Here is a 24,366-nt window from a genome sequence, read left to right on the forward strand (position 1 = left end):
GTAAAATAAATTTTTCAGAAAATTCTTGACATGGCGTACATCTATTATATGTGAAAGCGTGTTTCCTCTCCCGCAAATATTTGCGGAAATTCTTTCAACTCCTTTTTTGTGTGGGGTATGACGATGAAGAAAAACGTCATTCAAGAGTCTCGTGACCTTTATGGTATCGATGATTGGGGTTCCGGTTATTTTGGCATTTCTGATAAAGGAACAGTCGAAGTTTATCCGTTTGGCGACAACAAAGTTTCAGTTGAATTGTCTCAAATTCTAGCGATAGCGGCTGATAAAAAGGTAAAAACACCTTTAATCATTCGATTTCCGCAAATACTCGACACACAACTAACTAGGCTTCAAAATGCTTTTAAAAGCGCTATGGAAGAATTTAAATATGAAGGGGATCTTCGGGCTGTATTTCCTTTTAAAGTAAATCAACGAAAAGAATTTATAGATGATCTTGTTAGCAGCGGCAAAAAACATGTTTATGGCTTAGAAGTAGGCACAAAACCTGAACTTTTTGCTGCCCTTGCCTATGATATTCACCCAGAAGCTCTTTTTGTATGTAATGGATTTAAAGACTCTCATTTTATTGAACTTGCTTTTGATGCTAAAAAAATGGGTAAAAATGTTGTTCTTGTTATTGAAGGAACAGATGAGCTTAAATTCATTATAAATCACGCTAAAAAAGTAGGATTTTGTGTAGATATTGGCCTACGCGCTAAGCTTTATGCAAAAGGCTCGGGTATGTGGGAAAAATCAGGAGGTATTGGGAGTAAATTTGGATTAAATAGTGTTGAAATGATGGAAGCTCTTTACCTTCTTGAAGAAGCAGGCTTAAAAGATCAACTTGCTATGATTCACTACCATATTGGCTCACAAATAACAGAAATTAAACGCGTTAAAGCTGCTATGAAAGAAGCAGCGCGAGTTTATGCAAAAATACTAAAGACCGGATTTAACCTTCGTTACTTAAATATTGGTGGCGGTATTGGCGTTGATTATGATGGAAGTAAAACAAGTTTTTATGTCAGCCATAATTATACTATGCAAGAATTTGCAAACGATGTTATTTACATAATTCAAGATGTCTGTAAGTCAGAGCAATGCAAAACACCACATATTGTCAGTGAAAGCGGTAGAGCTGTTGCCGCCTATCATGCTGTGCTCATCACAGACGTTCGTGAAGTTGAAAAAACGGGTGGTGATCTTGAAGAATGGAAAATATCACCAAACGATCATAAACTTTTATCTGATATGGTTAATTCCGTTTCTTATATGAATGGAAAAAACTTTGTTGAATATTTTCACGATGCCCTTCAATATCGAGATGAACTCTTCACCTTATTTAATTTAGGTTACCTTGAAATAGAAGAGCGCGCTAAAGCTGAAGTTATTTATTATGAATTATGTAATAAAGCCCTTAGTTTTTATCGTAACTCAGGAATGCAGCTAGAAGAATTTGATGAGCTTGAAAAAAATCAATTTGGAAAATACATGGCTAATTTTTCCATGTTTCAATCCATTCCAGATACATTAGGTATTGATCAACTTTTTCCCGTTATGCCAATCACTCGTTTAAATGAAAAAACAGAACATCATGGCGTAATTATGGATCTCACTTGTGATAGTGATGGTTGTTTAGATAAATTTGTAGATAAAAGAGACATTAAACACTCTTTAGCTCTTCATATTCCTAAATCAAATGAGCCTTATTTTATTGGATTCTTTTTAGTTGGCGCTTACCAAGAAGCATTAGGTAACAATCATAATCTTTTTGGTGCAGTTAATGAGCTAATTGTTCGCATTTCGGATAAGGGAACAATTTCTTCTGTTGATGAAGTTAAAGGTGAAGATGTAGGTGAAATTCTTCGCATTATGAACTATAAAGATGAAGAAATCATTGAAGGTTATAATCTTCAACTGAAAAGAAATGTAGCAGCAGGTGTCATTGACAAACAAGAAAGCGAACGTATTCTTCAAAAAGTGAAAAACTTTTTTAATGAATACCCTTACCTTGTAAGAAAAAACTCATTAGAAATAATTGAGTAATTGAACTTACCAAACATCCCCTTGATTCTCTCAAGGGGTTTTTTATTTTAGGGGATTTTATGAAATTTTTTAAACGAGCTCGAAACTCAGGATTTATAATTCCTGATTTTTCTAATTCTGTTAAATATTTTGATAATACAAAGTGTAAAATTCTTGATGGAAAATTGTTAAGTAGTCATTTTGTTACTCAAGCTCAAAATTTAAGATCAGGTAGAAAAATACCTTGCTTAGCTGTTATTTTAGCCGGCGATAACCCAGCTTCACAAGTATATGTCAATAATAAAATAAAAATATTTAAAGAAGCAGGTTTTGAATCACAAAGTTTTTTTATTTCGAAAGAGGAAAGTACTGAAAAAAAACTTTTTCAAACAATAGATATGTTAAATAAAGATGATAATGTCGATGGTATTTTAGTACAATTACCTCTTCCAAATGGATTAAATACTGAAAATATTTTAAATAGAATATTACCTCAAAAAGATGTTGATGGATTTCTTGCCCATAACTTAGGAACATTAGCGACAGGTGAGTTAAATAGTGCTATCGCCTGCACCCCATTTGGTGTCATGGCATTATTATATGCTTATGGCATTGATCCTTCTGGAAAAAATACAGTTGTAATAGGAAGAAGCAATATTGTTGGAAAACCAATGAGTTTACTTTTATTAAGCGCTGACGCTACAGTGACAATTGCACATTCTAAAACACAAAATTTAATTCAAATTTGTCAAAATGCAGATATTTTAGTTGCTGCTGCAGGGCAACCAGAAATGGTAACAAAAGATTTTATTAAAAAAGATGCTATCGTAATTGATGTTGGTATACATAGAAAAGAAAATAGAAAACTTTGTGGTGATACTCATCAAAATGTAAAAGAAATAGCAAGCGCTCTCACTCCTGTTCCTGGTGGAGTTGGACCAATGACAATTGCAATGCTTATGTTAAATACAGCATTAGCCGCATGGAATAAATAATATTTTCTAAAATATTTAATATTGGTAATCTAATTCATATTTGGTAAGCTTCTTTTTAATTTATTAAAAAAAATAATATTGACAACATCATAGTTCATTGATATTAGAAAATTAAGATTCTAATTTTTAAAACACAAATATTTAAAAATGAATAATAATTTAATTACAAATATAGGAGCATATTTCTATGAAAAAAAGCTATATCATTTCTGCATTAATTTCTATATTACCCATTTTTTCCTATGCAATTGAATATAAATGCCCTCTTATTAAAAAAGGGGACTATAGTTCAATGTTTAATTCAGTAGATAATTGGTATATATATGCTATAAAGACGAATGGAAAACCAATATATAATTTTGAAATTACAAAACAACCATTATGGGATGATTTTAATATTGAAACAACAGAAGATAATAAATCTTCACTTCTTTTTTGCAGTGCAATGTACCCGCACGGATTTGTTAATACATTAAGATCTGTAAATAACTCTAATTGCAGAATAGACTCAATAAATAAATCTTTTCATTGTCCGTAATTATTTTTTCTTTTCATAAAAAAAAAGATTTTATACTTAAATAAAATCTTTTTTTCTTGCCCAATTTCTAAATTCAGTTTCAAGCTCTTCAAAGGAAGAGATTTCAAACAATTGATCTTGCATATGATGAATATCAAAATCTGTTTCAATAATTTTATCTATATTAAATGGATGTTTCTTTACTTTATCTGATAAACTATAAAGAATTTCACCGCATGAAGAAGCAATTCCCGCTCCATAAATTCTTGTTAACTTAGGATCACGATTGTTACCTTTGTGTGCCGTCTCATTAATAAGACCAAACTCAACAGTAAACCAATAAATGCGATTGAACCACATGAGTTCTTCTTCATTCTTGGCTGCCGATCCTGCAATTCCAAATAAATGAAAAAATTCTGCAAAACGATTGTGCGTGATCATTGGCAAATGGCCTATTTGATCATGGAAGGTATCTGGTGCTGGGGTGTAGTCAATTTCATCCGCATGTCTTATAAAATCAGTACATGGAAAAACTTTATTTGCTAGCAATGCAAAGAAGTTAACAGGAGAAACAAGTCCTTCTGCTCTTATGACTTGCCATTCTGTACATTTTTTTAAGGCTTCACTTGAATCCGCTAATTTAGGAATTTTATCCAAAGGAAATTTTAAGTGATGAATTCCATTTATATATTCTTCACATAAATGATCTTGAACTAAAACTCTTTGCTTTTCATACATTTTATTCCAAGTTTCATTTTGTTCTTGTGAATACTTTGGAGCAATAATTTTAGACCCTATCGTGCCTTCAACAGAGGGACTCGGAACAACGGGATATGAAGATTTTGCTTTATATTCAACCTCTATAGATAAAGCACCTTCGGGAATGGGTATGTAGTGATTTTTGAGATTGGGACGAAATTCAGAATTCATATATATGCCTATTAAAAAAAGGGTTTTATTTTTTTGCACTTCCCTCAATCAATCAGAATTGATTCAAAAACATTTGATAATCGTATCGCAGAAATTAAGCAAAGACATTACCTATTTTTATGGATCAGCTTTATATTTAAGCTAGATCACTTTCTTTTTTATAGGTTCAGACTATCTTAAAAGAGTAAATTTTTAAATAAAAAAAACTCACTATTCAAGCTAATATTTTTCTCCATTATTCTAAGGGAATAACACAGAAAAAAGTTAGCAGAAAAAGTGAGTCTTTTTCAAAAAAACGATGAATTAACCGCGTTGAGCGTAATATTCAACCACTAGACGCTCATTCACATTAAGAAGAACTTCTTCACGTGAACATACACTAACAACAGACGCTTGAAGCTTATCAGAGCTGAGGCTTAAAAACGCTGGTGGTTGTGCATTAGAACGGTGAACAATATTATTCTTAACAAGGGCTAAAGTAGCTTCTTTGTTAGTTGGAACAATAACTTCACCTGGTTTACATTGGTAACCCGGCATATTTACTCTACGGCCGTTTACATGAACATGTCCGTGACGAACAAGCTGACGTGCAGCTGGAATCGTTGGGGCAAATCCAAGACGGAAAACAATGCTGTCAAGACGCATTTCGCAGATGCGAAGAAGAGCTTCACCAGTAAGAGTTTTAGCCTTACGAGCTGCTTTCACATAACGTTGCATTTGTCTTTCAGTAAGACCATAGTTAAAGCGAATTTTTTGCTTTTCCTCAAGAGCAAGAGCAAATTCTGACTTCTTTTGCGGAGCCGCGCCGTGTTGTCCAGGGCGTGATTTCCTTTTGATTTCTTTATTTGTAAGCCCTGGCAAAGTTCCGAGGCGACGAGCGATGCGCATGCGTGGGCCAGTGTAACGAGACATATGTACTAAGTACCTCCATAAAATGTTCAAAACACAGGCGCACTATATGTTTTTTATTTTCATAAGGAAAGCCCTTATTGAAAATCTTTTCATGTTTTTTCTTACGCCTATGCCTGCATAATAACTAACTAAAACTATTAAATAAATTCTCCATACGCCCCGAACTAGTTTATTTGTTTGAAAAAACGGTCGGTACGGAACTCCGGAAATAAGCCAGTATCTCCAGTAGTTGAGAACAAGACAAAGATGGCTTTACCATACAGAGCATCTTCATCTACAAAACCAAAAACGCGGCTGTCAACAGAACTATCACGGTTATCGCCAAGTACAAATACTTTCTTGGGGGGAACGAGAAATGTTCCTGACTCAAAGTAAGTCTTACCAGGCTCATCCGACATCAGTATTAGATGTGGCTCCAAATGTAAATCCTTATTTTCTTCAATAATTAGAGAATTTTGATAGTATCGATAGGGGCTATTGCCAAGGTAACTTTGTGAAACCTGTTCCCCATTGATTGTAACGATCCCTTTGTGAAAAGAAACAGTATCCCCAGGGATACCAATAACTCTCTTTACAAATGTTTCATTACTATTAGGCGAATTAAAAAAAAGAACGTCTCCACGATCTGGACTTTTCCATCTTATAAGAGGAGATTTTACAAACGGAAGCCATAATCCATAACTCAATTTATTAAGCATTACCCTGTCACCAGGAATAATATTGGGCAACATAGATGTTGATGGGATTAAGAAAAATCCAAGAAAAGAGGTTTTAATTAAAATAAAAACGAGAATAAATCCGACTACCCACAAAAATTCTGTAAAATAATTTTTTTTCAAAAAAGGCCTCTCAGACATTTGAATTAAGAAAGTCCAACAAACAAGCCAAATTGTGATATACTCATACACTTTTTTATATCATTTTCCACCTAAAAAACTATACGTATACCCTGATTATTTGATATACCCACCATAATACCGGAGTATTCGGTTTAACTTATCAACAAATAATTGGGAGCCTTCCATGCAAGTCGAAAAACCAGCCAAAGGAATAGATTTTCCTTCGGTAGAAAAGGAAATGTTAAACAAATGGGAAAGCGAAAACATTTTCCAACGAAGCATATCTGAACGCCCTCAAAACAAAAAATATAATTTCTATGATGGCCCCCCCTTTGCAACAGGATTACCACATTTTGGCCATTTTGTTCCAAGTTCTGTTAAAGACGCCTTCCCTCGTTACTTTACCATGAAAGGATTTCGGGTAGAAAGACGTTTTGGCTGGGATTGTCATGGCGTTCCGGTAGAATTACTTGTTCAAAAAGAGCTTGGCTTAAATGGAAAACTGGACATAGAAAAATTTGGTATCCCAAAATTTAATAAAGCATGTAGAGAATCTGTTGTACGCTATACAAAAGAATGGCGAAATTATATCAAACGTCTCGGCCGTTGGGTTGATATGGATGACGAATACCGCACCATGGATCCTGAATTTATGGAAAGCGTATGGAATATTATACATAAATTGTGGGAAAAAGGTTTAATTTACGAAGGTAAATTTGTTGTAAGTTATTCTTCTGCCCTAGGAACAACTTTATCAAATTTTGAAGCAAGTCAAGACTACCGTGATGTTCAAGATCCCTCTTTAACGATTAAAGCAAAATTACAAGGGAAACATGAAGGAAAAAGCCTTCTTGTTTGGACAACGACACCATGGACACTACCTGCTAACTTTGCTGTCGCTATTGATGCAAAAGCAACTTATGCCGAAGTTCACGATTCAAATTCAAATGAAAATTATTATATTTTAAAAGATCGTATTTCTTCCTACTGGCCTAAAGAAAACTCATACCAAATCATTCGCGAGTTTGTTGGTGAAGAATTAGTAAATGTATCTTATGAACCTTTTTTTAACTCATGGGTTGAAAAAGGTGGTAAAAACTCTTTTAAAATTTATGGCACAAACTACGTCTTGCACGATACAGGAACAGGGGCTGTTCATACCGCTCCCGCTTTTGGTGAAGATGACTTTAACGCAGCAAAAGAATACGGACTTCCTATATTTGACCATTTAGATTCAAACGGAAAATTTATTGAAGGAAATATCCCAGAAGTCGTAGGGCTTGACTTTAAAGCGGGTGATAAAGTCATTATTGCAGATCTTAAAAAACGTGGATTTATTTTCAAACACGAAACTTTTGTACATAGTTACCCTCATTGTTACCGTTCTGGTGTTCCTTTAATGTACAGAGCCGTTCCTTCTTGGTTTGTTAAAATTCAAGAAAATCGTGATTTGTTACTTAAAATGAACGACCAAATAAATTGGGTTCCCGATCACATTAAAACAGGCCGTTTTGGCAAATGGCTTGAAAATGCAAGAGACTGGAATATAGGACGCTCCCGTTATTGGGGTAATCCTATTCCAATATGGAAAAATGAAGTAACAGGAGAAGAGTTATGCATTGGCTCTATTGCTGAACTTCAAAAATATACTGATAAAAAAATAACAGATCTCCATATGGAATTTATAGATGATATTTTAATACCATCTACCAAAAATCCAGGAACCTTTCTGAAAAGAATTCCCTTTGTACTAGATTGCTGGTTTGAATCAGGCTCTATGCCTTACGCGCAACACCATTATCCTTTTAAGCGAGCTGAAGAATTTGAATCGCTATTTCCAGCAGATTTTATTTGTGAAGGAATAGACCAAACAAGAGGCTGGTTTTACACCTTAACCTTACTTTCTAGCTTATTATTTGAAAAACCAGCATTTAAAAATGTTGTCGTAAACGGCTTAATTCTTGCAGAAGATGGCCGTAAAATGAGTAAAAGTTTAAAGAACTATCCAGATCCAATGGCAACACTGGAAGATTATGGAGCAGATTCCATTCGTTTATTTTTACTATCTTCCCCAGCAACAGTGGCAGAAGAAGTTCGATTTAGCATTGAGGGTGTAAAAGAAAGCACACGCCGTGTTTTGTTACCTTTATGGAATGCATATTCCTTTTTTGCAACTTATGCTTCCATTGATAAATGGTGTCCTGAAAAAGATTTAGTTGAAAGTAACAACCAATTAGATAAATGGATCCAGTTACGTTTAAATGATCTCATAAAAAACATTGATGAGTCTATGAACACGTACCAAATTGCAAAAGTTGCACCATCTATTATTGAGTTTTTTGATGATTTAAATAACTGGTACATAAGAAGAAGTCGACGTCGTTTTTGGGAGAGTAACAAAGAAGCTTATTCAACTCTTTATAAAGTTCTTTTACAAGCAACTCAAGTTTTGGCTCCTTTTGCACCTTTTACAGCTGAGTATTTCTTTGGAAAATTAGCTCTTACTAAAGAATTAAAACAAATAGGAAGTGTCCATTTATCTATTTTGCCAGAGCACAGAGAAATATCGATTGAAGAGCAAAATCTATTAAAAGAAGTTTCAATTTCACGGAGAGTTGTAGAGCTGGGTAGAACAATTCGAGTTACTCATAAACTTAAAAACCGCCAACCACTTCAAAAATTAACAGTGGGTGTTCTTTCAAAAGACATGGGCGCACAAATTTTAAAACACAAAGATGTTATTTGTGAAGAATTAAATGTTAAAGATGTCGCTATCACATTTGATCCATCTGAACTTGCAAAAATTCTTGTAAAGCCAAACTTTAAAGTTCTTGGGAAATCTTTGGGTGATAAAATCAAAGAGCTACAATCTTTGTTAAATGATTTATCTCAAGAAAATGCGGTAAAAGCTCTACGCAAAGAAACTATTCAAATAAAAGATTATACTTTAACACCGGAAACCATTCTTGTTGAATTAAGACCAAGTGGAAGTAACTTGGTAGCGACAGATTCAGAAATTGTTGCCGCTCTAGATCCCGTTATTTCTGAAGAATTAAGACTTGAAGGCATTGCGCGTGAACTTGTCAGTTTAATTCAAAAAGCGCGTAAGTCAGCTGATTTTAATGTGGAAGATAAAATGTGTCTAAAGCTTTCTGCTAGCAGCAATCTAACAAAAGCTATAAATAGCAATCGAAATTACATTGAAGAAGAAACACTATCTCAAATTGTGGAAAATCTTCCTTCAGAATCTCAATTTAATACAGATTTTGATTGTGAAGGAGAAAAAATATCTGCCTCAATGTGTCTTTATAAAAAATAAAATCGAAATTTTATAAATAAAAAACCCCTAATTTTTTAGGGGTTCAAAAGAAATTATAATTTATCATTAAAATATTTAATTTATCATAAGAATATTGCTTTTAACTCAATAGAAACTTTAAAAGAGGATGCCATATCTGTTAATAAAACATGTGGAATAAAACTCATTTCCATATCTTTAATGATGTCTTTATTTTTAACTTCAACAGGGTTTTCTATTTTATCTTTAATATATGATGCAGAATCATATAAATGCTTAAACTCGTTTATATCATAGAAATTTGGAGTATATAAAGCACTTGGTTCAAGAAAAACAAGATTTGAAGGAGTATTCTTTTTCTCTTTAGCTGTTAAACTCAATTGAATTAATGATGGTGAAAATACCTCAAGCCCTTTATTATTGATGGCAAAAACATTTGTACTCATCACAAAACAAAAAATTAAAAATAAAAACTTGTTCATTTTTACTGTCATGGAACCTCTATTAAGTTTAATCAAATCAGCAAAATACTTGAATGATTATAAAAAGATAGGAAAGATTACATCTAACTTGTTACATTATAACAAAGTTACATAATAAAATAAATATAAATTTTGTTATTTTAAAAATAAAGATAAATAATTAATAATATCAGTGTTTTAAATATATAATAAATTAAAGTGGGTGTATGCTTTTACTAGTTTGTATAACTTTTTTCCCTTTTTTTAAACAAACTATAGGAGTTGTATTTTTTTATAGATTCACCATGAAAAACGACCGAAGCTAAGCATTTTTCCTCACACCCATGCTTTTCAGCAAGCAGCCCTCTTAATTTACCTAAAGCAAATGGCTTAGAAGTCGTTATTGCTTTGCCGCATTTTTCACATCGAATTGTTTTTATCTCAATATCATATCTTTTTGCCCATATTTGATAATCTTCTAAAGGATATAAAATCCCCATGAATAATCCTCCTTCAATTATATTGAAATTAAAATAATTAATATAAATATTGAATTAAAATATTTTACAAGAGAATGAATAATAACGAGATTTTCAAACAAATGACGAAAAAATTTTTAAATAAATATTCAATAAATAAATTCTTATTAAAATATTAAATAAATTGAATTCAAATTTTATAGATATAAGTTAATATCATAAAATTCTTTAAAAACCGCCATTGTCTTTAAGTATCTTATATCAATAAGAAATAATTGTCAACTAACTTGACAAAATGATTTTAATTTGAAGAATTTAACCAATAAAATAAATAAAATAGATTAAAAAAACCAATATAAAAAAAAACCACTCTTAAAGAGTGGTTTTAAAGCATTAAACTAATTTAAAATTAGTTAGAAGCAGGAGCTGCTGGAGCTTCTGCTGCTGGAGCTGCGTCTGATTTAGCAGCTTCTTTGTTAGCTTTCTTTTTCTTATGAGCAGTTTTTTTGTGCTCTTTCTTTTTGTGCTCTGCTTTTTTCTTTTCAGCAGCTGGTTTAGCTTCTGGAGAAGTTTCGCTAGCAGCAGCTGTTGTAGCAGGTTTAGCAGCTTCAGCAGGAGCGGAAGCAGCTGTAGGAGCAGCAGCAGCAGGAGCTGCTGTTTCATCAGCAAATGCGGAAGTGAAAACGGAAAGAGCAGCAGCAGATGCAACTAATGTAGATAAAAGTTTCATAATAAAACCTCCAAAATGGCTACGAAAAATAATGTAAATAGAAGAGGAGCAAAATCATCCTCAAATTATACAAACGTACGCAAATCGAAATTTATTCCAACTTAAATTTTTTTTACTGAAAATTATTTTTCTTCAGTATATTCAATTTTTGCTGTTTCAAGAATTTTTGCGATAACTTTACGGATCATCACTTGTCCACGGAATTCATCATAAATTTGAGTTCCAGCACGTTTTACAAGTTCACGTGGATCCATTCTGTTTGCCATAGCATAAGCAGCTATATCTCTTAGCATTTCGTCATCACTTACAGAAATGCTTTCTTGGCGAGCAATATGACCAAGTGCTAAAATACCGCGAACTTGCTTATTCGCCCAATCACGATATTTTGCACGCACAGATTCATCATCGCTTTTAACTTGAGCTTCTTTAGAAGCATTCGCATTTGCATCTGAAATAGCTCTATCAATTGTGCTTTCAATTAAGCTTTCAGCAACATCAAAATTATTTTTTGCTAAAACGTGATCCACGATTTGAGCAAATGCAGCATTGGAACGCGCATCTTCATTTGATTTTTTGATAGTTTCTATAATGTTGTTTTTTGCTTCTTCCATAGTTTTATGGCCAAGGCGTTTAGCAAACTCTTCATCTAAAGGAGCAGGAACGATAGTTTCAACAGAATTTAATACCAATTGAAACTCAACAGTCTTTCCTTTTAATTCAGCGTCTTGGTAATTTTCAGGGTAAGTAACTGCAAAAGTTTTAGAGTCAGAAGCCTTTAAACCAATAATAGCTTCTTCAATTGCTGGAATATTAGAGCCATTTAATTCAATTAATTGAGTAACAGCTTCTTTTTCTTTTAATTCAATTCCGTCCTGAAATACTTTGTATGTTACATTAGCAACATCACCTTTAACAACAGGTCTTCCTGTTTCATCTTTTTCAGTTTTTCCAAGAACACGAGCATAACTAGTTAATAGTTTTTCAAGCTCATTTTCAGGATTAATGTTTAAATTAGAATTCATTTTTACAGTAATATCTGAGTAATCTTTTATATCAATTTTTGGGTTGATATCTACAGTTGCAGAAAATTCAAAATCTTTATTTTCATCAAATTGATTTTCTGGTTCAATGTGTGGATAGCTAACAATTTGAAAATCAACTTCTTTAGAAGCATCTGAATAGGCTGTATTGATCACTTTATCGGCAGCTTTTTTAACGATATCACCTAAATAAAATTTGCGAATAAGAGCTTGAGGTGCTTTTCCTTTACGAAAACCTCTTACTTCTGCAGTTTTTTGAATTTCTGAGGCGACTTCGGAAAAAGCGATTTTGATTGAAGCAGCTGGTACAGAGATTTTAAATTTACGGCGAGTGCTGTTAACTTCTTCAATAGTTGAGGAAAATGTCATTTTTTGTTCCTACTTACAGTGTAATCCTAGATAAGGATGTTGCTTTAAAAGTTGCCAAGTCCGAAAAAGAGAGCATAGCAAACACGATTTGATTAGCTACGAACAATTACTAAAGAGAGGCTAATAGGTCAATACTGAAGTGCATTTTGAAATAATAAAGAAGAAATTTTTACAAAATTTAAGGATTACAAGTTTGCTTTTAATGCCAAAGGCTGCAAAACATTCCAAACATCCCGTCGCCAATGAGGAAAGTCTCGTAAATCCCGAATACTAGGTAGAAAAAAGACTCTTATGGAAAGCCCGCGAATGGACATATTCGTGATTTCTGAATTTTCTAAGAAATCAGAACTATTCAGATTTTTATCTAAATGGACTAAAGAATGAAGGGCTCGGTAGCCAAAACAGAGGATAATTTTGGGCTCTACATGAAAAATTTCTTGTGACAAATTTTGAAGACTGCATGCTTTAATTGCATTTTCAGGCAATCCTCGCTCAGGAACACATTTTATTGCAAAAGAAAAGTGACAACCATTTAATATATTTAATTTATTCATCAAATTTAATACAATAGAGGAAATTGGAGAAAGAATTGAAAAAACCTCATTGCTTTCTTCATCAACTGTATCTGGAAAGTCAGATAAAACAAAAAAAGGTTTTGAATTCATTTTTGATTCAACAAGTACCCTTTTTCTTTTGTCAGAAAGAGAACATGCGGAGCATTTAGAAATATTTAAAAAGGGGCTTTCTTTTTCTTCAACTTGAGAATGAGTCTGAATAAAAGCGGGATCCAAAATTGGAAAACGAACCATTCCTTCATTGATGCCTAAAAGTAACTTATCTTTAATTTGATTTTGTATTTTTTGTAAGTCACTCACACTAAGACTCTCCTAAAAAAGCTAAGAGTATTGATTGGTATAAGCCGTAATTTAATTATATAATTTTGTAAAGTGATTCTAAATTAAAAATTTATATTAGTTTTTCTGCTGCTTTCTCACCAATATCTTCGCGACGAGGAAGAGCTTTTGTATATTTAATAATTAAACGTTCTAGTATTGGAAAGAATTGAAAATAAGTTAACACAGGATTCATCCAACCAGTAGTAATACAATAGTATTTATTAAAAGGAACTGTATGATGTATTTTATGATGTTCAGGATTTAATAAAATTCGTGTTTTTTGCAGAAAACGTAGAAATTTATTAGGATTTTTACTATGCGCCCATTTATGAATTTGATTTGTAAATAAAACAAAAAAAGTCATAAAAAAAACAACGTAAACAATAAAAGATGTTACTTTAAAATTATTGCCAATATTTAAAAAAAGACAAACAAACAAAACAGGTGTTCCGGCTAAAGCACAAGCTGCATTTGTTTCAACAAAATCATGTCGAGTAATAGCAAGTTCATCGACGTGGTGTTCGCGAAAAGGACGAATTAGAGCAGGTCCTAAAAGAGGAATATCTACAGACCCCCAAGTATCACCAGCCCAATGAACAACTCCCCCTAAAAAATCACTTAAAACCCAACCCAAGATGAGTGCAGGAATAGATAAGAACCATAAATCAGAAAATGAAAATATGATTCTCCAAATAATAATAGCTGAAAAGGTAAAAAATAAAAAAAGACCTAAATATTCAATAAAACGAAACCATTTAGGATAGCCATTTGCAAGTTCTTCATGATTTCTTTGCACAATATCAGATGAAGCGGTCTTTCTCTCATCTTCCATAATAAACACTCCATTTTTAGAAACTAAAAACACAAGATCCCATTATGTTATCATAATTTAAAATTTTTTAAAATAGAGTCGAAAATTTATAAAAACGGCAATAATTTATCTTTAATCTCTGTTTTTTATAATATCTTTTAAAACGGCAAAAACTTCATCAACATGGTTAGCTACTTTTACTTTTCGCCATTCGGCAATAATAAGCCCCTCAGGGTTGATTAAAAAAGTGGAACGTTCAATTCCCATATACTTTTTTCCATACATGCTTTTTTCTTTCCATACTCCAAATGATTCGCAGAGCTTTCCTTCTTCATCGGATAATAGCAAAAAACTCAAACCTTCTTTTTTCATAAATTTTTGGTGACTTAAACAAGAATCTTTACTAACTCCAATTACATTGCAATTAAGAGAATTAAATAATTTTAATTTTTTTTGAAAATCATTAGCTTCAATTGTGCATCCAGAAGTCATGTCTTTCGGATAAAAATAAATGATATTCCAATTACCTAAAATATCTTCATTTGTTACCTTATTAGACTCTGCATCTAAAACAGAAAATTTTTTAACCTTAATTGGCTTTAATAAAATTGGTGAAATTACTTTTTTCGCTACGGGCATTTTATTTACCTCTAAAACAAAGGAGCCTCAACTTCTCGTTTTTCAATTTGATGTGTATTTTTTCTATGATCTGCTGTTGCTAATGCAACAGGGGAAAGATCTAAATAAGGCTGTAAATTAGGATTAAGACCCAATTGTATACTTTCAAAATCTAGGGTCGCAGTACCAGAGTTAACAACAGCAATTGGCAATTCAAATGCGTCTGCAAATAACTTTTCAAATTCTAAAACAACAGAAGATGAAGCGGATGTTAACCAAATTTGATTTGATTTTAAATTCCATAAAATTTCAGTTAGCTTCACAGATGGTAAAGTATTTTTTAAAAGTTCCTCTTTTAGTCTATCTTTAACCGATTCGCGAATTTTTTTTCCCACTTTTTTAATTGAGCCTTGTGCATCTTCTTTTTCGTGCCCTAAAGCATCAAGAGCGGCTCGTAATTGTAATTTCATATAAGTCGCAGGAATTTTTTTCTTATCGGAACGCATTCCAAATAAAAATACGTTTTCATAAATCAAGGAATGAGGATTGTCTATTTTTGCTTCACCTGTAAATGGATGACAAAAACCAGATGCTTCTTCCCTTGTATCATCAAGATCTATTGGAGAAATGAAAGCTTTTTGCACACGCTCTAATATCCACTGAAAAGAAATATCTTTACTTGGGGATAATATTTGAAAGCGCTTAATCGCTAGAGATCCAGTTGCAATAGGCATAATCTGTCTTTCTTTTGAATAATTCTAAATTTATATCTTATCATAAATAATAAGATATCTTCTAACTTACATTTTATCAAAAAAATTACAAATAAAAAAATAAAAAAATGCTTACCATAATAAAAATTTTATTAGGATAATGAATCATTTTTATAATTTTAAAATTATGAGATATTTTTAATAAATTTTTTATTAAAAATTTTAAATTTATTTTTCATATTAATATAATTATATTTTATATAATAGATTACCAAAAAAATTATTATATATAAAATTTCTAGCATAAACTTACATTTCAATAAATTATTTATTATATATTACAAATAATTATAAGTTATAAATTATTTTTAAACTTTTCTATAATTTCACAAAATAAAATTTGATTTTTAATTGCATATAAAATAAACGTAAGAAACATTCAAAGGACTGAATGGGAATCTAAACATGGAGGTTTTTTTTTATGAAAAAGATCAATTATTTTAATATTAACAATTCGTTATTTAGTAAAATTGGATTTGTTGTTTTATCTGGTTTTCATATAATAACTTCAGCACAACAAAATAATTCTCATAATTATGATTTTGATAAATCAGTACAATCATGTAATGAAAATATCGGTAATATTAAAAATATAAATGATTTATTTAGTAATTTAGAACTTTTAGATTTAAAATGCTTTAATAAAGTTTCTAATTTTAATCCAAGCTTAGTTGAAGGATATCTCAATCAAGAGAATATGCTCAAAATAGCCCAAAAAGCAAAAGAATTATTAGAAAATCGTTATAGCACCATAAAAAATTCAATCCATGAAATAAGTATACAAAAACAAGTTTTAGAACAGAAACAAAGAGACCAGCTTTTAAAATTAGTAAGTATTCTTAATACAGCTTATTATTTACAATCTCTAAATAAAAATTTTGTTTCTAATCCACAAAACGAGAAGCAACTAAAAGAATTAATTGCTACAATCACTCATACATATGCAATTTTAATTCATTATCAAAAAATATATGAGCTTAAAGAAGAAGAGAAAAAATCAAAAGTACTTTCTGAAGAAGAGAAAAACTTAATTAAGTTAAATAATGAGTTTAAAAAATTATCTAAAGAAGTTTTTGGATTAATTGGTTCAGCAAAATCCTACGAAGAATCTTTAAATTTAATAGATTATGTTACAAGAAATTCTCGCTATATTACAGAAAATAATACTCTTCTAATATACTCAATTTTACCAATTCAACTTGCATTATCCGCTTCACACGATGCAAACGGAATTTATTTTAAATCTGAAGAAAATATAAATAATTTTAAGAATATTATTATTAATATTCAAAATATTTTAAAAAATGATAAAGGAATCATTAATGATTCCTTTTATGAAAATTATATTTTAGAAATTGGCAAATTTTTAAGATATAAAAGTGTTAAAGATGGAATTATTGAGACCCTTAGAGAAGTAATTAAAAAAACAACTGGTGGCGATTTAAATGATCCCAAAAACAAACCATCTACCTTTTGGCTAGAAGCAACTTCTGCATTAGAATATTATGAAATTTTAAATAGAGACACTTGTAAAACGTTTACTGATGCAAATGGAGCGGACGCTTGTAAAGTAAAATCCAAATTAAGCAAATCTTTATTCAAAAATAGATATATTTACGATGAAGGTAGTATTGTCATTTACACTTCTTTAAACAAAGATGAGGCAAATAAAATTTATTTTTCAATGAAACAAGTTGAAAATCAATATAAAAATGCTTTACAATTATTTGAACCCATTAAAAATGATAGAAATAATAGGCTATATGTTTATATTTATCCGACAAAAAAAGACTATCTTGATTATAAACCATACATAAGCGATCTTGATAAAGAAGAAGACGGTGGTGTTTATATAGATAGCAGGGGAGCGTTTTATACCTTTGCTGGGAATCAATTTTTAGAAGATTATGTAAAACATGAATATATTCACTATTTGAATAGTAGATATTTATATAAAAATTTTGCAAATGAAACAAATCAACTAAATCCTTGGAAACATATGGATTGGTTTATCGAAGGTTCTGCAGATTTTTTTGCTGGTAGTAAAAAAACTGGAATTGGAATTTCTGAGTTAAGATATAATTCTTTTGTAACTCATAAAAAAGTGATTCCTATTTATGAAATATTAGATTCAAAATATGAATCAGAATATTCTGATAGATTTTATTTTACTCATTTTCTATTTAATAAACATAGAAATATTTTTGATAATTTCATAAATTTTATTAAGAATAATGATACAAATAAATTTATAAATTTAATTCATGAATTATCAAGAAATGAAAAATTAAATTTAGAGTTTCAAAATTATGTAAATAATTTAAACTTTAAAACTGGCGATATTGCAAAAATAAACAACAATATTAGTGATTTTTTTGAAGATATAACTACGTTTAAAGAAAGCTTTCAATCTATTGATCAAAACAGCAAATGTGAACTTTTAGCAAGTAGCATAAATTCTGATAGTAAAAAAATAAATCAAAGTGCTCGTGTATCTTGCTCTATTAAAATAAATCTATCAGAAAAAAATAAATTAAATAAAATGCTAGAAATTCCTAAACACAGTCAAACAAACTGTTTATATGATAAAACAAATACAATGTTTATCTGCGAAGGGTCTGTAAAATTAGCAAATTTTTCTGATTTATCAAGCTCTCTTAAAACAAAAATTCAAAACCTTGAATCAGAACAATTTGATAGAACTTTCCCAATATATAATGAGAATTTTTTCTTTTTTAAAGGTGATATTTACTCTTCTACCCTTGCAAAAGGTAATAGAGACGAGGGTTGGTATTATGAATATGTTTTAAGAGATCAAAACACTTCGTTTGAAGTCGATCCCGATGGTGAATACTCATTTCGCAATAAAGAAAACTATGAAAAAGTTACAAAATCTGTAATCATTAATGGTAAAGAAGTTGAATTGACCTTTTTCAAATTTAAAGATTTCGATAAAAGAATTTTTGCTAATAAAGTGCCTACAAGAAAAGTAGAACAAAATAATGGCAGTTTTTATTTAATTTCTGATATTAGCTTATACAGAAATGAGGGAAGCATTGAAAATACAACCGATGGCTTTAGAGTTTTTGATGATAAATTTAGATACGATGAAGTTAATGATTATGACTTTAAAGTAATAAAACAGCCAATAGGTTCTATAGTAGAAATCAACAATCGTTATATGCTTCGCTATATAAATGAAAATCCTAAAGATAATGATTCAATCACTATTTCAGTAATAAGACATAATGAAAAAAAAGGTGAAATTACATTACCAATAGACAATAGTTTTAACAGTGATTATTTTGAAGATATTAAAAATGAAGAAATAATTATTGATGAAACAATTAATTATAAAGTCAAAGATAGCTATCTTGATAATTATCTTTATAATAATATGAATAAAGAAACATTTATGCCAGGAGCTAAATACAATTTTACAATACTTAAAGATTTAAAATGCAATATATCAGATTTAAGAGATGACGGTCATTTTAGATTCATCAAAAAACAAGGTTGTAATGATAAAACAGATGAAGCTATTGTAACTGTAACAAAGGTAACAAACAAAGGATTGTTTAAAGTTAGAACTGTGAAAGTCATTTTCTCTATTGATTAAGCCAGTTTTTAGATAAGAAGTTAAACAAAGTTTTAACTCGATTGTTTTGAAGTTTACCAGTTGGAGTTAATAACCAAACACTCCCATAGTCTTCCAACTGGTCTTCTAAATGAATTTCTATCAATTCCTTAGATAATAAATATTTTTTAAGGTCCCAATAAGAACGTATTGCTATTGCTTGCCCCTCAATTGCGTATTGATTTAAAACATTGGATTGATTTGAAATCAGACTTCGCTTTTCAGAATACTCGCCTAATTTTATTTTACTTTTTTTAAATAATATTTTCTCATGTATTTCAAGAAAAACCAAATTATGTTTCTTTAATTCTGTTAAGGTTTGAGGAGTTCCAAATTTATTTAAATATGATGGTGTTGCACAAAAAATTAATTTATTTGCACCCAATTTTTTTCCATGAAGAGATGTCGATTCTAAATTTCCAATTCTGATTGCTAAATCAATATTATTTTCAATTAAATCCAAATAACTATCTGTAACTGTTAGTTCAATTTTGATTTTTGGATAGAGTGATAAAAATTTTGTGATTTGTTCGCTAACAAAACTTGTAGCTATTGCAGTTGAACAAGTTAAGTGTATTTTACCCTGCATTTCTTGCGATTGATTTAAAGAAGATTCAAACTCTTTCAAAGAATCTATTAGTTTTTGAGCATATTGAAATAAAATTAGAGCATCTTGAGTGGGCGTTACATTTCTTGTACTTCTAATAAATAATGGAAACCCAACTTTTTCTTCTAAATTATTAATTTTATTAGATATAGCAGCTTTGGATATTTTTAACTTTTTAGCCGCTTCCGTAAAACTTCTTTCTTGGTAAACATATATAAATGCATAAATATCATCTAAATTACTAATTTTCATAGATTAATCCTCTATTGTCAATTATATATTAACAATGTTTTCAACTTTTAGTGTATTGATAATTATATTTCAAGTGGTATTTTTGACATACGGAAATCATAATTTTCCTACACTCTATTTTATTTAGGAGACATAAACATGTTCACATTTAAAGCTTTTTATAATGAAAATAAAAATCAAATTTCATTTAAAAAAACAGAAGAAGAATTACCAAAATTAAATTCCAAAGATTTATTAGTAAAAATAGAAGCTGTTAGCTTAAACCCAGTAGATTTTAAAGTTGCTAGTGGTTTATTAAATAAACCGAATGATCAAAAAACTTTAGGTTGGGATGCATCGGGAATTGTTGTTAAAGTTGGTAGTGAAGTGAAAAACTTCAAAATTGGAGATCATGTATATTATGCTGGAGCAATCGATCGTCCCGGTTCAAATTCTGAATATCAAGTAGTAGATGAAAGAATTGTAGGTCAAAAACCAAAAAGTTTAACATTTAAAGAAGCAGCTGCTCTACCTTTGACAGCAATAACAGCATATGAAGCTTTGTTTACACAACTACAAATTTCAAAAAACATTTCTGACAAACCAAAAAAAGTTTTACTTGTAGGTGCCGCTGGCGGTGTTGGATCTATTGCTATCCAACTTTTAAAATCATTAACTTCTTCTATCGTTATTGCTACAGCGTCTCGCAAAGAATCTGAAGATTGGGTAAAATCTTTAGGTGCAGATTATGTGATCAATCATAATAATGACTTTTTAAAGGAGTTAAATCGAATTGGTTTTCAAGATGTGGACTATATATTTTGTATAAATGGGCTTGAATCTCACTTTGAAAACATGGCAAATTCAATCAAAACATTTGGAAAAATTGTAACAATAGATGATCCTGTAAATCCATTGAATATGATGTTACTAAAAATGAAAAGCGTTTCTTTTTCATGGGAATTTATGTTTACTCATTCTTTATATCAAACGGAAGACATGATTTCACAACATAAATTATTGAATGAGGTTTCTCAACTAGTAGATTTAAATAAAATAAAAACTACTATAGGTTTAGATTTAGGAATAATGAATGAAGTAAATTTAGAAAAATCACATGAACTTTTAAAAACACAAAAAACAATTGGAAAGATTGTTTTAGGAGTAAATGAGTAAACTATTTAATCTTCAACAGAGTTTGAAACTGGTTTTTCCGGTACAGTTGCTTCTACAGGATTAACAGGCTCTGTTGGTTTTGTAACAGAATCATCTATTGGTGTAGGTTGCTCTACCGGTGTTTCTTTAACCGAATTTAACTCTTTTTCATCCGCAGGAGGAGGTGGAGTTAAAACTGGTTCTTGTTTAATGAAAGATTCTTCAATATTTACTGGAAAAGTTTTTGTTGAATCCCAAGTCCCACTTTGTAAGTTTAAAGCTGAAATTTTAATATACCACTTACCTTGTCCAATGTTTTGAACAGGAAAAGAATTTTTAACCGTACTGAATACTTTAACTCTATTTAAAAAATCATTATCTGTTGCTACTTCAATTCTATAAAAAGAAACCTTTCCTGTTGATGTCCAGCTTAAGGTGTCTTTTAGTTTCATTTTATCTGGAATTTCAGCTCTAATACCAGTTGATTCTGGAGGATTAATCTTAATTTTGTGAACTTCTTTTCCATCTTCTTTCCAATAAACATCTCCAGGTGGTGGTATAGATATTCTATATTTACCTGTTACATTAGAATTTCCATTTAGATAAATTTTTTGAAAATTAGGATCTCTTGAAACAATTATTTTTTTCTTAACAGGGACATCAAGAATAGGACCACCGTCTTGAATATCATAATTGTATGTATCTGGACCCGATGACTCGTTATTCGTTTTTATAAAAGGAGGAGGAATCACGGCAACTGTTTTTTCTTCTACAGGTTTTGCTTCTGATTTTGGTGTTGCTGGTTTCACTAATGGAGAAACAGGAATAGGTTGCGCAACAGCTAATTCAGGTTGAGATGCTTTTTTTGTTTCCTTCACAACTTGTGGAGCTGTAGCTACCGTAGTTTTTGAAGGCTCAGCAATTGGAGTTGGTGGCGGTGGTAACACGTTTGATTTATCCTCAGCAACAGGTCCTGGAATTGTTTTATCTGAGGCTATCTTATCTTGTTTTTCTGGCGACTTCACCCCAAAAGGAGAATAAGGACCAAAAAAAAGAAGACCAGCTGCCGTTGCACCAGCTACCCCAACACCAGCCGTTATGCCTGTTAAAATCATTTTTCTTTTTCTTGTTAGATCATCTTCAGATGTACTATCAGGAAAACTTTCGTCTTTGTGAGAAGAATTTGTCTCTTCTAAATTCTCCTTTTGACGATTAACGGATTCTGTTTTTTTCAGGCGTATATTTGTCATTTCGAAACCTCTAAGCACTGTTTTTCCTATGCAAAGTTTATATCGGAACAACAAAGAATGGATTAAGGTGACAAATGTTACCTAGAGGAAAAAATTATGTAGGAAAATTGTCAGTTGAGGAGAGATTGAATCATGTTTTTAGATTTTAAAGCAAATCCTTGTTTTGCAAATTTATGAGCAATCGCATCATAGGAAGATAAAATTTGAGAAATGGTACACCTGTAACCTAAGTCAACTAATTCTGTACGAATATAATATTTCATTGGATTTCCAGCCATAGCCTCCATAACATCATCTGTAGGCTTGAAAATAACAAAATCAACATCAGGATTATTATCCATAGAGTGTTTTAACATAGAACTTGATCTTGTTTGAACTAAACTTTTAACTGCTTGAACCATGGTAAAGTAACCACCGCGTTTCATTACAGCACCAGGTAAGTTACTCGTATAAGGTACCATTGGGTCAATATAAACAACAAGAGCTGCTCCTTTACGAATAGCTGTATTAAAGTCGGAAGCGCTTGTTAATTGTCCATCTGTAAACCAATGTCCTTTAACCAATTCGGGTAAATAAAACGGCGGCAAAGCCGTGCTAGCGCGGATAGCTTGGCTTATTTTAATATCTCTCCATGGTTCTTCACCAAATACAATATTTTCTCCAGTATCTTGATCTGTTACGTTAATATAAAGTTCTTTTTTTAACGTAGCCATATTATCTTCTATTCCAAAGTGCTTCATTTGTTTTTCAAAAAACTTTTTTAATTTTTCCCCTTTAAAAAAGCCTGTTGGAACTGAATTTTGCAATCGACTTATCAGTTCCCCAGAATCAAAAGTAGAAAAAGCTCTGACAAAATCAAATGCCCTGCGAGCAATTTCTGATCCTGCTAAATCAAATACAGTGTTTAATCCCAAAGGTTCTAGGCTTGTATGTTTTCGGTATATTTGTCGAACAAGATCATCGGAATGGACTCCAACTGCTAATGTACTTGCAATAATAGCACCAGATGAAACTCCACAAAAAATATCAAAATCACCTGTTTCTTTATCTAACAAACAATTATCAATAGCATTTACAACACCAATTGAATAAATATAACCTTCAAGACCTCCACCAGATATACAAATACTGGTTTTTTTATGATTTTGCCTAAAATCATAAAGCTGTCTCGTTGCTGCTAAAAAAAGTTCTACAGAATCGGATGGCTCAGTGATTACCGCTCTTACATTTGCAAGACTTAAATAAAATTCTCGATTTGTTTTTCTTGCTGATTTAGGTAACACGACAACCACACGACGCATTGTATAAATAAAACCGCGTGGCGTAAAAGTTTCAATTGCTGTTCTTAAATTTTCAAAATTTATTGGTTTTTGTTGTTCTTTATGTTCCGTAAAACTTTGCGAAGTATGCAGTACTTCAGAATTTTGCATTTCTTCCATTTTTAATTGCACTTTATCAAATTCATTTGATAGAATTGGATGACTTGTATCCTGCGTTACGGTTCTTTCATCCAAAATAATTAAATCTGCATCAAAAATAGGAAGCTCTTTAGCAACCTCATGAACATCGGTATAAAAATTGACTGTAGCTCCTGGAAAAGAATTTGAGGCTAAAGCGAGCCTTCGAAGCAAATAAGATGATACTGAAAAAGAATTTGGTTTTTCAGAATTTGTATTTTTTGCTCCTGCTTTAATAAAGTCTACTTTTAAAGACTCTATTAAATTAAACTCACCAACATACATCACACGGAATTCTTTATATCCAGAAAATTTATCTGAAACCAAGATATGCTC

Annotated in this window: 20 protein-coding genes; 6 read left to right on the forward strand and 14 right to left on the reverse strand. The window is 31.0% G+C overall.

Going from position 1 to position 24,366, the window contains the following annotated elements:
* The first annotated feature begins 123 nt into the window (after window positions 1-123).
* The 3 genes from speA to GCL60_RS16525 all read left to right on the forward strand — a co-directional run bounded on the left by speA (window position 124) and on the right by GCL60_RS16525 (window position 3,558).
* The gene (gene speA / locus GCL60_RS16515; protein WP_161998265.1) at window positions 124-2,046 is read left to right on the forward strand and encodes a biosynthetic arginine decarboxylase; all 1,923 of its coding nucleotides are present in this window, start codon (window positions 124-126) and stop codon (window positions 2,044-2,046) included.
* A gap of 59 nt (window positions 2,047-2,105) precedes the next feature.
* Window positions 2,106-3,020 (forward strand): bifunctional 5,10-methylenetetrahydrofolate dehydrogenase/5,10-methenyltetrahydrofolate cyclohydrolase, encoded by a 915-nt coding sequence (locus tag GCL60_RS16520; RefSeq protein ID WP_153421785.1) that lies wholly within the window; start codon window positions 2,106-2,108, stop codon window positions 3,018-3,020.
* A gap of 187 nt (window positions 3,021-3,207) precedes the next feature.
* Complete coding sequence (locus GCL60_RS16525; RefSeq protein WP_153421786.1) at window positions 3,208-3,558, forward strand: hypothetical protein; 351 nt, start codon at window positions 3,208-3,210, stop codon at window positions 3,556-3,558.
* 36 nt (window positions 3,559-3,594) lie between these two features.
* Here GCL60_RS16525 and GCL60_RS16530 read toward each other — a convergent pair whose 3' ends face one another.
* The 3 genes from GCL60_RS16530 to lepB form a co-directional block, all read right to left on the reverse strand.
* Complete coding sequence (locus GCL60_RS16530) at window positions 3,595-4,467, reverse strand: phenylalanine 4-monooxygenase (protein WP_153421787.1); 873 nt, start codon at window positions 4,465-4,467, stop codon at window positions 3,595-3,597.
* Between the two features lie 303 nt (window positions 4,468-4,770).
* Window positions 4,771-5,379 (reverse strand): 30S ribosomal protein S4, encoded by a 609-nt coding sequence (rpsD, locus tag GCL60_RS16535; RefSeq protein WP_153421788.1) that lies wholly within the window; start codon window positions 5,377-5,379, stop codon window positions 4,771-4,773.
* A gap of 164 nt (window positions 5,380-5,543) precedes the next feature.
* Window positions 5,544-6,218: a signal peptidase I gene (gene lepB / locus GCL60_RS16540; protein WP_161998266.1), complete on the reverse strand. Its 675-nt coding sequence runs from the start codon at window positions 6,216-6,218 to the stop codon at window positions 5,544-5,546.
* Between the two features lie 184 nt (window positions 6,219-6,402).
* Here lepB and ileS point away from each other — a divergent pair, with 184 nt between their 5' ends.
* A complete protein-coding gene (gene ileS / locus GCL60_RS16545; RefSeq protein WP_153421790.1) occupies window positions 6,403-9,537 on the forward strand; it encodes an isoleucine--tRNA ligase in 3,135 nt (1,044 codons plus the stop codon).
* Between the two features lie 83 nt (window positions 9,538-9,620).
* Here ileS and GCL60_RS16550 read toward each other — a convergent pair whose 3' ends face one another.
* The 8 genes from GCL60_RS16550 to rdgC all read right to left on the reverse strand — a co-directional run bounded on the left by GCL60_RS16550 (window position 9,621) and on the right by rdgC (window position 15,654).
* A complete protein-coding gene (locus GCL60_RS16550; RefSeq protein ID WP_153421791.1) occupies window positions 9,621-10,010 on the reverse strand; it encodes a hypothetical protein in 390 nt (129 codons plus the stop codon).
* Window positions 10,011-10,213: 203 nt separating this feature from the next.
* A complete protein-coding gene (locus GCL60_RS16555) occupies window positions 10,214-10,477 on the reverse strand; it encodes a hypothetical protein (RefSeq protein WP_153421792.1) in 264 nt (87 codons plus the stop codon).
* Between the two features lie 388 nt (window positions 10,478-10,865).
* Window positions 10,866-11,186 (reverse strand): hypothetical protein, encoded by a 321-nt coding sequence (locus GCL60_RS16560; RefSeq protein WP_202614058.1) that lies wholly within the window; start codon window positions 11,184-11,186, stop codon window positions 10,866-10,868.
* A 122-nt stretch (window positions 11,187-11,308) separates the two neighbouring features.
* The gene (gene tig / locus GCL60_RS16565; RefSeq protein ID WP_153421794.1) at window positions 11,309-12,595 is read right to left on the reverse strand and encodes a trigger factor; all 1,287 of its coding nucleotides are present in this window, start codon (window positions 12,593-12,595) and stop codon (window positions 11,309-11,311) included.
* A 185-nt stretch (window positions 12,596-12,780) separates the two neighbouring features.
* Entirely contained in the window at window positions 12,781-13,470 is a 690-nt protein-coding gene (locus GCL60_RS16570) for a uracil-DNA glycosylase family protein (RefSeq protein ID WP_153421795.1), read from the reverse strand.
* Between the two features lie 91 nt (window positions 13,471-13,561).
* Window positions 13,562-14,323, reverse strand: a complete 762-nt coding sequence (locus GCL60_RS16575; protein ID WP_153421796.1) for a fatty acid desaturase family protein — start codon at window positions 14,321-14,323, stop codon at window positions 13,562-13,564.
* A 111-nt stretch (window positions 14,324-14,434) separates the two neighbouring features.
* Window positions 14,435-14,941, reverse strand: a complete 507-nt coding sequence (locus GCL60_RS16580; RefSeq protein WP_153421797.1) for a peroxiredoxin — start codon at window positions 14,939-14,941, stop codon at window positions 14,435-14,437.
* An 11-nt stretch (window positions 14,942-14,952) separates the two neighbouring features.
* The gene (gene rdgC / locus GCL60_RS16585) at window positions 14,953-15,654 is read right to left on the reverse strand and encodes a recombination-associated protein RdgC (RefSeq protein ID WP_153421798.1); all 702 of its coding nucleotides are present in this window, start codon (window positions 15,652-15,654) and stop codon (window positions 14,953-14,955) included.
* Window positions 15,655-16,114: 460 nt separating this feature from the next.
* On the opposite strand from rdgC, the gene GCL60_RS16590 reads away from it, so the two are divergent.
* Window positions 16,115-19,312, forward strand: a complete 3,198-nt coding sequence (locus GCL60_RS16590; protein ID WP_153421799.1) for a collagenase — start codon at window positions 16,115-16,117, stop codon at window positions 19,310-19,312.
* Here the strand turns inward: GCL60_RS16590 and GCL60_RS16595 are convergent.
* A complete protein-coding gene (locus tag GCL60_RS16595) occupies window positions 19,302-20,189 on the reverse strand; it encodes a LysR family transcriptional regulator (protein WP_153421800.1) in 888 nt (295 codons plus the stop codon). The genes GCL60_RS16590 and GCL60_RS16595 overlap by 11 nt on opposite strands.
* A 138-nt stretch (window positions 20,190-20,327) precedes the next feature.
* On the opposite strand from GCL60_RS16595, the gene GCL60_RS16600 reads away from it, so the two are divergent.
* Window positions 20,328-21,344, forward strand: a complete 1,017-nt coding sequence (locus GCL60_RS16600; protein ID WP_153421801.1) for a zinc-binding alcohol dehydrogenase family protein — start codon at window positions 20,328-20,330, stop codon at window positions 21,342-21,344.
* Between the two features lie 5 nt (window positions 21,345-21,349).
* Here GCL60_RS16600 and GCL60_RS16605 read toward each other — a convergent pair whose 3' ends face one another.
* Window positions 21,350-22,573 (reverse strand): hypothetical protein, encoded by a 1,224-nt coding sequence (locus GCL60_RS16605; RefSeq protein WP_153421802.1) that lies wholly within the window; start codon window positions 22,571-22,573, stop codon window positions 21,350-21,352.
* A 110-nt stretch (window positions 22,574-22,683) separates the two neighbouring features.
* On the reverse strand, window positions 22,684-24,357 hold the full coding sequence (locus GCL60_RS16610; protein WP_153421803.1) for a patatin-like phospholipase family protein: 1,674 nt from the start codon (window positions 24,355-24,357) through the stop codon (window positions 22,684-22,686).
* Between the last annotated feature and the right edge of the window lie 9 nt (window positions 24,358-24,366).

This window comes from Silvanigrella paludirubra (assembly GCF_009208775.1).
In the GTDB taxonomy this organism is placed as follows: Bacteria; Bdellovibrionota_B; Oligoflexia; order Silvanigrellales; family Silvanigrellaceae; genus Silvanigrella; species Silvanigrella paludirubra.

What these genes read in the sequence shown, in the direction of transcription:
- tig (WP_153421794.1), bottom strand. Translation starts at nt 12,595, where the DNA reads ATGACATTTTCCTCAACTATTGAAGAAGTTAACAGCACTCGCCGTAAA.
- rpsD (WP_153421788.1), bottom strand. Translation starts at nt 5,379, where the DNA reads ATGTCTCGTTACACTGGCCCACGCATGCGCATCGCTCGTCGCCTCGGA.
- GCL60_RS16550 (WP_153421791.1), bottom strand. Translation starts at nt 10,010, where the DNA reads ATGACAGTAAAAATGAACAAGTTTTTATTTTTAATTTTTTGTTTTGTG.
- GCL60_RS16595 (WP_153421800.1), bottom strand. Translation starts at nt 20,189, where the DNA reads ATGAAAATTAGTAATTTAGATGATATTTATGCATTTATATATGTTTAC.
- GCL60_RS16525 (WP_153421786.1), top strand. Translation starts at nt 3,208, where the DNA reads ATGAAAAAAAGCTATATCATTTCTGCATTAATTTCTATATTACCCATT.
- GCL60_RS16575 (WP_153421796.1), bottom strand. Translation starts at nt 14,323, where the DNA reads ATGGAAGATGAGAGAAAGACCGCTTCATCTGATATTGTGCAAAGAAAT.
- rdgC (WP_153421798.1), bottom strand. Translation starts at nt 15,654, where the DNA reads ATGCCTATTGCAACTGGATCTCTAGCGATTAAGCGCTTTCAAATATTA.
- ileS (WP_153421790.1), top strand. Translation starts at nt 6,403, where the DNA reads ATGCAAGTCGAAAAACCAGCCAAAGGAATAGATTTTCCTTCGGTAGAA.
- GCL60_RS16555 (WP_153421792.1), bottom strand. Translation starts at nt 10,477, where the DNA reads ATGGGGATTTTATATCCTTTAGAAGATTATCAAATATGGGCAAAAAGA.
- GCL60_RS16530 (WP_153421787.1), bottom strand. Translation starts at nt 4,467, where the DNA reads ATGAATTCTGAATTTCGTCCCAATCTCAAAAATCACTACATACCCATT.
- GCL60_RS16605 (WP_153421802.1), bottom strand. Translation starts at nt 22,573, where the DNA reads ATGACAAATATACGCCTGAAAAAAACAGAATCCGTTAATCGTCAAAAG.
- GCL60_RS16580 (WP_153421797.1), bottom strand. Translation starts at nt 14,941, where the DNA reads ATGCCCGTAGCGAAAAAAGTAATTTCACCAATTTTATTAAAGCCAATT.
- speA (WP_161998265.1), top strand. Translation starts at nt 124, where the DNA reads ATGAAGAAAAACGTCATTCAAGAGTCTCGTGACCTTTATGGTATCGAT.
- GCL60_RS16600 (WP_153421801.1), top strand. Translation starts at nt 20,328, where the DNA reads ATGTTCACATTTAAAGCTTTTTATAATGAAAATAAAAATCAAATTTCA.
- GCL60_RS16560 (WP_202614058.1), bottom strand. Translation starts at nt 11,186, where the DNA reads ATGAAACTTTTATCTACATTAGTTGCATCTGCTGCTGCTCTTTCCGTT.
- GCL60_RS16520 (WP_153421785.1), top strand. Translation starts at nt 2,106, where the DNA reads ATGAAATTTTTTAAACGAGCTCGAAACTCAGGATTTATAATTCCTGAT.
- GCL60_RS16590 (WP_153421799.1), top strand. Translation starts at nt 16,115, where the DNA reads ATGAAAAAGATCAATTATTTTAATATTAACAATTCGTTATTTAGTAAA.